The sequence below is a fragment of the Methylocaldum sp. genome (assembly GCF_039794385.1).
Lineage (GTDB): Bacteria > Pseudomonadota > Gammaproteobacteria > Methylococcales > Methylococcaceae > Methylocaldum.
This window is the reverse complement of record NZ_JBDIVO010000386.1, coordinates 1-4051: the sequence shown is the minus strand read 5'-3', so window position 1 is coordinate 4051 and position 4051 is coordinate 1. Positions and strand designations below refer to the sequence as shown.

The following is a 4051-nucleotide window of genomic DNA, read 5'->3' as shown; positions in this document are numbered from 1 at the left end:
GCGGAACAAAGGAAACGGCCCGGCTCGACCAAGCGCTGCTGGCATCCTGGCTTGGCGCCGGCGAACTTCAGCCGATTCCGGGAACGGATCTGGTGAGCCGCCCCGGCGTATTCAGCTGGAACCGCATCGACCCCGGCTCGCGCCTGCTCGCCGAGTATCTGCCGGATGATCTGACGGGACGTGGCGCCGACCTCGGCGCCGGTTACGGCTATTTGAGCCGGATGCTGCTCGCTCGTTCTCGCTCCGTCGCCGAGCTGCACCTGTTCGAGGCCGAATGGAAAGCGCTGGAAGCTGCCCGGCGCAACCTCGCCGCGTTTGCCCACGGTGTTCAGCTACATTTCCATTGGCACGACGTCACTGCGGGGTTGCCCATCGACCGGCTCGATTTCGTCGTCATGAACCCGCCGTTTCACTCCGGCCGGGAGGCGGAGCCCGGCCTGGGCCAGGCATTCATCCGCGCGGCTCTGGCTTCCCTCAAGCCCGGCGGCCGTCTCTACGTCGTCGCCAATCGGCATTTGCCTTACGAAAAACTGGTTCGGACGTACGCCGAGCATGAAAAAACGCTAGCCGAAGCCGGCGGCTATAAAGTCATGGAAGTGCGGAAATAAGGGGGAGATGGACAATAAACTCGCTGCCTTTGCCGGGGCCTTCGCTTTTCGCCTCGATCCTTCCCTCATGCAGTTCCACGATTTTCCGAACGATGGTCAAGCCTAGGCCCAGCCCGCCTTGCGCGCGGTCCAGGGTACGTTGGCCTTGGGTGAAAATATCGAATAGATAGGGCAATAAGGTGCCGGGAATACCTTCTCCCGTATCGCGCACCGAGATCACCGCGTCGCCGTCGTCGCGGGTAACCGTCAGCCAGATTCGCCCTCCCTGCCGGGTGTACTTGGCCGCGTTGTTGAGCAGATTGGACACCACTTGGGTCAGGCGCACGGGATCGCCCTCGAGCGGCATCGGTTCATCGGGCATCGAAACGGACAATGTATGATGCTGGGCGTCGATATACGATTGGCTGGTCTCGATCGCCTGTCGTACGACCGTGGCGATATCCAGCGGAGTCTTGTGCAGGGTCAGCTTGCCCTGAACGATCCGCGACACATCCAGGAGGTCGTCGACCAGCCGAGCCAGGTGGTCCACCTGCCGGTCCACCATGTCGCGAGCCCAGAGTATCTTTGGATTGTCCAAGTCGAGCCTGCGCATGATCTGCACGGCATTGCGGATCGGAGCCAGAGGGTTCCTAAGCTCATGGCCGAGCATGGCGAGGAATTCGGTTTTCCGCTGGTCGGCTTCGCGGAGCATTTGCTCCGCTTTTTTGCGCTCGGTGATGTTCGTATGCGAAATCACCGCCGCTCCGGGCGGCGCTCCGAGCGGGGTGACTTGCATGACGAACCAGCGTTCCCGATCCGGGGCATGGCAGGGATACTCGATCGCGAAACTTTCCCGCTCGCCTTTCAGCACGCTCAGAATGCCGGTGTATGCCGTTAGGGCATCGTCCGAAACTCCGCCGGAACTGGTGCGGCACACCTTCAGATAATTCGCTCCGATATCCGTATTCGGGACCGGTGTTCCGGGTTGCGGACCGTTTTCGCGCGCGAAGCGCTGCCAGGCTTGGTTGACTGCCAGGATGTTTCCCTCCCGGTCGACTACGGCTACGTGCTCGAGCAGCGAGTCGAGTATGGCGCGATTCAGAGCTTCGCTGGCTTGCAGCGCTTCCTCGACGCGCCGGCGCTCGGTAATGTCGATGCCGATGCCGCCGACGAATTGGGTCCCCGCGGGATCTTCGAACGGAAACTTGAAAACCCACCAGCAGCGGCGTTCCCCGGTGAGATCGGGGGTTGTTTCAGTGGTCTCGACCGTCTTGCCGCTGATCAAGGCCTCCCTGTCGTTCTTTTGGAACTGCTCTGCAATCTCTCGCGGCCAAAGTTCGAAATCCGTTTTTCCGAGCCAATCCTGCGGTCGCACTCCGAGGCGGTCGTCACGAACCTTGCTCATGTACACATATCGTCCTTGCGTATCTTTCATCCAGGCTACGGCCGGACTATTGTCCATGAAAGCATGAAACCGCGTTTCGCTTTGCACGAAGTCCCGCACCAGCGGCGTAATATCGGCCAAGGCCGCGACAGCGCCGCGCGGGGAGCCGCCACTATCGAACAGCGGCGTTGCCCGGCCGGCGAGGTAGTGACGTTCGCCCGTGGGAAAAACGAACTCCAGCGAGGTTTCCTCGACCGGCTGATCTGCCGCGATCGCCCGGCGCAAGGTCGATTCGACGGGCGTGAGCGGAGCCTCGGTGCTGCGGATGGTTGATTCGGATGGGCGCCCTGCCGTCTCGCCGACATTCGATTCGGCAGCGACACCGGTGAAAGCCGCTGCGGCAGGATTGCCTCTTACAGTGCCGCAAGCGACGTCGTCGGCAATCCATACGGGTATCGGAACCGCATCGAACAGGACGGACAGTTCTTCGTTGCTTTGGCGCAGCGCCTCTTCGGCTTTCTTGCGCTCGGTGATGTCGCGGATGAAGCCGTGCGCGAGGATGCTGCCATCCGGTTCGAGTTTGGGCACGGCGCTTCCTTCGATCCAGATTTCGCCCCTGATCGGGTGTCGCACACGCCATTCGGCTTGCCAATCGGACAGGGCGCGCGCCGATCCGGCGATCGTAGCGCGCAAGTATTCGAGATCGTCGGGATGAACCAGGGCGAAGGCGGGTTCCGCATCATCCGCTAAGTTCTCGGGCGGAATGCCGTAAATTTCCGTCCATCTGGGGCTGGCGTAGGGAAGGCAAATGGTGCCGTCGGGTTTGAATCGAAAGGAGCAAATGGCCAGCGGCACCGTGGCCACGATGTTGGCCAACTTTTCCTCCAGTTCGGATCGCCGTTTTTCGGTTTGCCGATGTTCGGCGATTTCGGTCCTGAGCTGAGCCTTTCGTTCAAGTACCTCATGCAGCGCCCGCCGTTCCATCGTTCGCAAACGCGCGACCACCAGACTCATCAGCGTGCCAACCGCCAACAACAACACTACGCGGAGTCTCTCCCTTTCTTCGACGATGAACAGCGAATCGACAGGTTCTTCCAAAAAGTAGGCCCCTACGGCGGCGCTTAACACGGTGGCAAGGAACCCGGCTCGAAACCCGCCTAGCCAAGTCGCGAACAGAACCGCGACCAGAAAAAGAAGCAGGGGAGGCGCCCCCCAGAAGATCGGCTGAAGAGTCTTTAATATCAGCATTACGGCGAACGTCGCCAATACCGCCAATACATAGCCGTTCAAAAAAAGGCGTTTAAGGTGACGCACCATCTTTCTACCGCTTTTCCTGCGGAATTTAACAAATTTATGAATCTTACCGCTCCGGGTTTCGAGTTGCCGGGAAATCCGACAGAAATTTCTCGACAATTATCTCGTCCGCATCCAGACATTCGTGGAGCGTACCCGTGCGTTCAACCTAGAAATGGCTGTTGGACGTGCCCGAGTGTGCGGCGGGCTGGCCGGATGGCGAGCCTGTCCTGAGCCCGAGTCGAAGGGTATGCCCAGAGCCCCGTCGAAGAAGCGCGAGACGGGGAGCGGTGCCGGCGCACAGCCGCGACCGGGTAGTCTCCCGCAACCAGGATCGGGTGCGTAGCGGCTCCCCTCAAACGTTGAGGAAGCTGAAAGCCGGAACACTCGGGATTCATGAGACTTTTTGAGTCGATCCGAGCGGTGAAAGGCGGTTTCCAAGTTCAAGAGTTTGAACAAAGGCGAAATCGCGTCTGAATATGGGCGTGCACTCTTTGCTCTGAGCGAACATGAGTGGAGACGCGTCGGGCAAATATATGAAGATCAACCGAAAACAGCAGGCTGTAGGCATATTGAAACGAATATTATCAAGGACAGCGCGCAGCGCTTGAACTGGTAGAACAACGTACGTGGAGGCGAGCCGCGCGCATAGGAGCCGCGGACGCCCGCCCCGGACGGGCGGGCTGGCTGAGGCCACAGGGAAGTGTACTTGCGGTGCCCTGGAACGGACTACCCGGTTCATCCCCACGTATGTGGGGGTGAGCGGCGGGCGTAGGAGCCGCGAACG

At 60.3% G+C, this 4051-nt stretch carries 2 protein-coding genes; one reads left to right on the top strand and one right to left on the bottom strand.

Features of this window, described 5'->3' with window-relative positions; all coding sequences use genetic code 11:
• Positions 1-608 (top strand): class I SAM-dependent methyltransferase (locus tag ABJK70_RS21235; RefSeq protein WP_347259041.1); only part of this gene is annotated, 608 nt, incomplete at its 5' end.
• Here ABJK70_RS21235 and ABJK70_RS21230 read toward each other — a convergent pair.
• Complete coding sequence (locus tag ABJK70_RS21230; RefSeq protein ID WP_077732809.1) at positions 589-3288, bottom strand: PAS domain-containing protein; 2700 nt, start codon at positions 3286-3288, stop codon at positions 589-591. The two genes, ABJK70_RS21235 and ABJK70_RS21230, sit on opposite strands and share 20 nt — an antisense overlap.
• Between the last annotated feature and the right edge of the window lie 763 nt (positions 3289-4051).